We start from the raw sequence: 4,553 nt of genomic DNA, 5'->3' as shown, positions 1-4,553 counted from the left end.
GGCGCCACGGAGGTGATTGCAGACACGGTCAACGCCCGGCCTCTTTACTTGTAGGTGTCGGGATAGTCGTGGTACTTGCCGATCTCGACATCGTCGAGCACGGCCAGCGCATCGGGCGTGAGCACGGCCAGCGAGCAGTACAGCGAGATCAGGTAGGACGCGATGGCATGGTTGTTGATGCCCATGAAGCGCACCGACAGGCCCGGGCTCTGCTCGCCCGGCAGGCCGGGCTGGTACAGGCCGACCACGCCCTGGCGCTTGTCGCCCACGCGCAGCAGCAGGATCTTGCTTTTTCCATCGGCCACGGGCACCTTGTCCGAGGGGATCAGCGGAATGCCGCGCCAGGTGATGAACTGCGAGCCGAACAGGCTGACCGTGGGCGGCGGCGTGCCGCGGCGCGTGGCCTCGCGGCCGAAGGCAGCAATGGCCAGCGGATGGGTCAGGAAGAAGGCGGGCTCCTTCCAGACCTTGGTCAGCAGCTCGTCCAGGTCGTCGGGCGTGGGCGCGCCGGTCAGCGGGAAGATGCGCTGCTCGTCCGTGACCTGGGCCAGCAGGCCGTAGTCGGGGTTGTTGATCAGCTCGCTTTCCTGGTTCTCCTTGATGGTCTCGATGGTCAGGCGCAGCTGTTCCTTGATCTGGTCATGCGGGCTGCTGTAGAGGTCGGAGATGCGCGTGTGCACATCCAGGATGGTGGAGACGGCGTTGAGGAAGTACTCGCGCGGCTGCTCCTCGTAGTCCACATAGGTGCGCGGCAGCTGGTTGTCTTCCTGCTTGGCCGTGCAGGTGACCTTGATTGCCTCCGGGTTCTTGACGCGGTTGAGGCGGTAGATGCCCGCCTCCACCGGCGACCATTGCAGCAGGTGCGTCAGCCAGCGCGGGCTGATGGTCGAAAGCTGGGGAACGGTTTTGGTTGCGTTGGCCAGTTGCCGCGCGGCGTTGTCGCCTAGCGCGGTCGTGCCGCCCACTGTTGCCGACATGTGCAGACTCCGTAATCAGTTCAGGAAAAAGGGAAGGGGAAGGAGGGGAAACAGGGCCAGTGTCCCGGCCCGCGCACATGTCTTCAACATGCTATAGCCGCCAAGCGCAGGCCGCGCACCAGCTGGTCGTGGGCCACGGTCTCGCCGCGCATGACCAGGGCCGAGGGCTGCACGCCCAGCGAGACGGCCAGCTTCTCCACGGTCAGCAGCGAGGCGATGACGCGGCCGCGCTCTATCTCTCCCACGTAGGAGCGGTTCAGGTCCGAGTGCTCGGCCAGCCGCTCCTGCGACCAGCCATGGGCCTCGCGCGCCTGGCGCACGGCAATGCCGAAGCTGGTGACAAGACGGGTGCTCATAGGGCCACCTCCCGGGGCTGCTGCGCGTGCTCGCGCGCATGGGCCTGGGTGACGTGGGCGCCGGGCGGCACGTCCTCGGTCACCCAGACATTGCCGCCGATGACGGCGCCGCGCCCCAGCGTGACGCGGCCCAGGATGGTGGCGCCCGCGTAGATGACCACGTCGTCCTCCACCACCGGATGGCGCGCCAGGCCCTTGCGCAGGTGGCCGTGCTCATCGGTGGGAAAGCGCTTGGCGCCCAGGGTGACGGCCTGGTACAGCCGCACGCGCTCGCCGATCACGGCGGTCTCGCCGATCACCACGCCCGTGCCGTGGTCCATGAAAAAGCCCCGCCCGATCTTCGCGCCCGGGTGGATGTCGATGCCCGTCTGCGCATGCGACAGCTCGGCCACGATGCGCGCCAGCAGCGGCTGCTCCAGCAGGTACAGCTGGTGGGCCAGGCGGTGGTGGATCATGGCCAGCACGCCCGGATAGCACAGCAGCACCTCGTCCACGCTGCGCGCGGCGGGATCGCCCTGGAAGGCGGCCAGCACGTCGCTGTCGAGCAGGCGGCGGATCTGGGGCAGGGACTCGGCAAAGGCGCGGGCAATGTCCAGCGCCATGGCATCGGCGCCCGCTGCCGTGTGGGGCGCGGACAGCCGCAGCTCCAGCCGTATCTGGCCCAGCAGCGCATGCAGGGCCGAGTCCAGCTGGTGCGCCACGAAGATGTCCTCGCTTTCCTGGCGCAGGTCGTGCGGACCCAGGCGCATGGGAAACAGGGCAGCCTTGAGCTGGTCGATGAGGGTGGAAAGCGCGTCGCGCGAGGGAAACTCGCGCGCCCCGGGCTCCTGGGTGCGGCCGTGCGCCTCGCGCCATTCGCGGCGCGCCGCATGCAGGTTCTGGGTGAGTCCGGCAATGTCGAAACTGGCCATCTGCGTGCTCCTTCAGTCTTGAATCCAGGGCAGGCCGTGGAAGCGCCAGCCGTCGTTTTTGCCGCGCTGCTGACGCGCGTCGATCTCGCCCTCGAAGCCTTCGAGCACGTTGAACACATGGGCGAACCCGGCCTGGGCCGCCGCCTGGGCCGCCAGCACCGAGCGCTTGCCGCTGCGGCACAGCAGCAGGGCCACGGCCTCCTTGCCGCCGTGCGGGGCCAGGCGCGCTTCCAGCTCGCGGGCAAAGCGCGGGTTGCGCGTCAGCGCCGTGCCCGTGGCCCAGGGCACGTGCAGGGTGCCGGGCACCTGGCCGACGAACTTGCGTTCCTCGGCCGTGCGCACATCGACCAGCACGGCCTGGCCGGCCTGCACCAGCGCCCAGGCCACGGGCGGGCGCACGCCGCCTGCGTGGCCCAGCCCCTGTGCGCGGGCGTGGTCCTGTGCCTCCTGCAGCGCCTGGGGCAGGGTGGTTTCCAAAGTGAGGGCTGTCATGTCGTCGTCCTTGCGGAGAATTCGCGGGTTGGTGGCTATAGGCACCAATCTAAGAACTTCGCGGCAAGCCACCAACGAACAAGAGCGGCGTTTGATAGAAGCAAAACGTCTATGAAGGCGCCGCGTGGCGCCATGCCCGGTTCGGGCGATCAGGCCGTCAGCAGCCGCTGCAGCATCCACAGGTTCAGCGACACCACCAGGGCCGCGCAGCCCCACAGCACCGCCGACATCCTGGGGCCAAAGGCCAGCTCGCCCAGCGTCTTGCGCCGCGTGGTGAACAGCAGCAGCGGCACGATGGCAAACGGCAATTGCAGGCTCAGCACCACCTGGCTGAACACCAGCAGGGCGCTGGCGCCGGTGCTGCCGTACCAGGCGGTGGCCACCACGGCGGGCACGATGGCGATGCAGCGCGTCAGCAGGGCGCGCAGCGCGGGCGACAGGCGGATCTGCAAGAAGCCTTCCATCACGATCTGCCCGGCCAGCGTGCCCGTGACTGAAGAACTCAGCCCCGAGGCCAGCAGCGCCACGCCGAACACCGCGCTGGCGATGCCCACGCCCAGCAGCGGCGACAGCAGGTGGTAGGCGTCCGACAGCTCGGTCACCGGCGCCTGGCCGGGCCGGTTGAACGCGCCGGCCGCCACCACCAAAATGGCGGCGTTCACGAACAGCGCCAGCCCCAGCGCCACCGTGGAGTCCAGCGTGGCCAGGCGGATGGCCTGGCGCGTGCCCTGGAGCGTGGTGTCATGCCGGCGTGTCTGCACGATGGACGAATGCAGGTAGAGGTTGTGCGGCATCACCGTGGCCCCCACGATGCCCACGGCCAGGTACAGCATCTGCGGATTGGCCACGATCTCCATGCCCGGCAGCAGCCCGCGCAGCACGGCCGCCACGGGCGGCTGCAGCCACACCAGCTGGGCGGCAAAGCACAGGCCGATCAATGCCACCAGGGCGATCACCACCGACTCCAGGCAGCGAAAGCCCCGGCTTTGCAGCGCCAGGATCAGCATCACATCCACCACCGTGATGCACACGCCGGCCAGCAGCGGCAGGCCGAACAGCAGGTTCAGGCCGATGGCCATGCCCAGCACCTCGGCCAGGTTGCAGGCCACGATGGCGATCTCGCAGAAGAACCACAGCACCAGGTTGATGCGCGGTGAAAACTGCGCGCGGCAGGCCTGGGCCAGGTCCCGCCCGCTGGCCAGGCCCAGGCGCACGGCCGCCGCCTGGAACAGCATGGCCATCAGGTTGGAGGCAAAGATCACCGCCAGCAGCGAGTAGCCGAACTGCGAGCCGCCCGCGATGGAGGTGGCCCAGTTGCCCGGGTCCATGTAGCCCACGGCCACCATGTAGCCGGGCCCGGCGAACGCCAGCACGCGGCGCGCGTTGTCCGAGCGGTTGGCGCCGCGCGGCACGGCGATGCTGCGATGCACCTGCGGCAGGCTGGGCGTGCCCGCGTGGCCGTGGTCCGGTTCGATGGCGCCGAAGCGGCCCTGTTCGGCCGCAAGCACGGTGTCGTTCATGGGGGCCTTTCCGCCGGCGGGGGCACGCGGTTGCAGGGGGATGCCTATCGGGCGGTTGGCACCAGGCCGCTGGCGGGCGCAATGGCTGCGGCGGCGGGTGCGGCATCGGTGCCTGCGCCGCGCCACAGCGCCACGAGATCTCCGGTCACGATGACCGCGCCGGCCAGCACAATCAGGCTGCCCACGCAGCGGCGCGCCACGGTGGCAGGTTTCAGGCGCCGCGGCGTGCGGCCCGGAGTGTGAGCTGGAGTGCGGGGGGCGGATGAGGAAGGCAGAAGGGACATCATGGCAACGCGG

The 4,553-nt window shown here is 69.3% G+C and carries 6 protein-coding genes; all 6 read right to left on the bottom strand.

Annotated features, from left to right (window positions below):
* Window positions 1-44: 44 nt before the first annotated feature.
* Window positions 45-977: a family 2A encapsulin nanocompartment shell protein gene (locus L995_RS23075; protein ID WP_013800566.1), complete on the bottom strand. Its 933-nt coding sequence runs from the start codon at window positions 975-977 to the stop codon at window positions 45-47.
* An 83-nt stretch (window positions 978-1,060) separates the two neighbouring features.
* A complete protein-coding gene (locus tag L995_RS23070) occupies window positions 1,061-1,333 on the bottom strand; it encodes a helix-turn-helix domain-containing protein (protein WP_012207587.1) in 273 nt (90 codons plus the stop codon).
* Entirely contained in the window at window positions 1,330-2,244 is a 915-nt protein-coding gene (gene epsC, locus L995_RS23065; protein ID WP_013800567.1) for a serine O-acetyltransferase EpsC, read from the bottom strand. Before epsC ends, L995_RS23070 begins: the two co-directional genes overlap by 4 nt.
* A gap of 12 nt (window positions 2,245-2,256) precedes the next feature.
* Entirely contained in the window at window positions 2,257-2,736 is a 480-nt protein-coding gene (locus tag L995_RS23060) for a rhodanese-like domain-containing protein (protein ID WP_047473844.1), read from the bottom strand.
* Window positions 2,737-2,885: 149 nt separating this feature from the next.
* A complete protein-coding gene (locus tag L995_RS23055; protein WP_047473843.1) occupies window positions 2,886-4,256 on the bottom strand; it encodes an Nramp family divalent metal transporter in 1,371 nt (456 codons plus the stop codon).
* 44 nt (window positions 4,257-4,300) lie between these two features.
* Window positions 4,301-4,553: hypothetical protein (locus L995_RS23050; RefSeq protein ID WP_231574513.1), on the bottom strand; the 253-nt coding region annotated here is incomplete at its 5' end.

Source organism: Delftia sp. ZNC0008 (assembly GCF_000799035.1).
Taxonomy (GTDB): Bacteria; Pseudomonadota; Gammaproteobacteria; order Burkholderiales; family Burkholderiaceae_C; genus Comamonas; species Comamonas tsuruhatensis.
The sequence above is the reverse complement of the archived record's forward strand: the minus strand, read 5'-3'. Positions and strand labels throughout refer to the sequence as shown.

What these genes read in the sequence shown, in the direction of transcription:
- L995_RS23075 (WP_013800566.1), bottom strand. Translation starts at nt 977, where the DNA reads ATGTCGGCAACAGTGGGCGGCACGACCGCGCTAGGCGACAACGCCGCG.
- L995_RS23070 (WP_012207587.1), bottom strand. Translation starts at nt 1,333, where the DNA reads ATGAGCACCCGTCTTGTCACCAGCTTCGGCATTGCCGTGCGCCAGGCG.
- epsC (WP_013800567.1), bottom strand. Translation starts at nt 2,244, where the DNA reads ATGGCCAGTTTCGACATTGCCGGACTCACCCAGAACCTGCATGCGGCG.
- L995_RS23060 (WP_047473844.1), bottom strand. Translation starts at nt 2,736, where the DNA reads ATGACAGCCCTCACTTTGGAAACCACCCTGCCCCAGGCGCTGCAGGAG.
- L995_RS23055 (WP_047473843.1), bottom strand. Translation starts at nt 4,256, where the DNA reads ATGAACGACACCGTGCTTGCGGCCGAACAGGGCCGCTTCGGCGCCATC.